A 1116-nucleotide genomic window follows, 5' to 3' on the forward strand; every position below is an offset into this window, starting at 1 on the left:
CGGTTAGTCTTGGTCGCCCTTGCGGGCGTCCCTTCGCGGGCTGAAAATTGTGGGTGGCTGCCTGTTGACGTCGTGGTTCTTTGGTTGTGGTGAGGCCGTCGGTTAGTCGGGCGCCGGGAACTGCGTGGTGGGCCCTTCATTGTTGCTTCGAGCACGCGGATTAGCTTCTGCTGTGTCCCTGGTGGTTCCCCGGGCAGCCGTTGGTTGTCTGGGGAGCTGCTGGAGGTGTGTGGTGTTGAAGCAGACCGAGGACCATGAGGAGATCATCGAGCGGGTCGCGGCGATCGATGTCGGCAAAGCCGAGGTGATGTGCTGTGTGCGGGTGCCCGACGAGGTGCGTCCGGGGCAGCGGTTGCAGGAGGTTGTTCCGTATTCGACGATGACGCGGTCGTTGCTGCTGCTCTCGGATCGGCTGGCGGAGCTCGGTGTCACCCGGGTGGTGATGGAGGCGACGTCGGATTATTGGAAACCGGTGTTCTATGCGCTGGAGCGCCCGGGCAGGCAGGTGTGGCTGGTCAACGCCCGTGATGTGAAACATCTGCCGGGGCGGCCCAAGACCGACCGGCTGGACGCGGTGTGGCTGGCGAAGGTCGCTGAGCGGCAGATGCTGCGGCCGAGTTTCGTGCCTCCGCCCGAGGTTCGTAGGTTGCGGGACCTGACCCGGTATCGCGCTGATTTGATCCGGACGCGCACGAGTGAGAAGAACCGGGTGGAGAAGCTGCTCGAGGATGCCTGCATCAAGCTTTCGGTGGTGGCGTCGGATATTTTCGGCGTGTCGGGGCGAGCGATGATGGCGCAGCTGATCGACGGGCAGCGCAACGCCGCGCGGTTGGCGCAGCTGGCGAAGGCCGGGATGCGCCGCAAGATCCCGGTTCTGGAAGAGGCGTTGACAGGCCGGTTCACCGACCATCACGCGTTCCTGCTGGCGACGATGCTGCGCCGGATCGACGGTATCGACGCCGACATCGAGGCGGTGGAGACCGAGATCGAGCAGGCGCTGGCCCCTTTCTTGGCGGCGGTGGCCCGGCTCGATGAGATCATCGGTGTTGGTGTCACCGCTGCCTCGGTGATCATCGCCGAGATCGGCGTGGACATGACCCGGTTCCCCACCCCCGC

The 1116-nt window shown here is 65.0% G+C and carries 1 protein-coding gene; it reads left to right on the plus strand.

Annotation, left to right across the window (positions count from 1 at the left end; translation table 11 throughout):
* Positions 1–232 precede the first annotated feature (232 nt).
* On the plus strand, positions 233–1116 hold an 884-nt coding region (locus ACFV15_RS48200), incomplete at its 3' end, for an IS110 family transposase (RefSeq protein WP_378360259.1).

It is taken from the genome of Amycolatopsis sp. NPDC059657 (assembly GCF_042734395.1).
Classification (GTDB): domain Bacteria; phylum Actinomycetota; class Actinomycetes; order Mycobacteriales; family Pseudonocardiaceae; genus Amycolatopsis.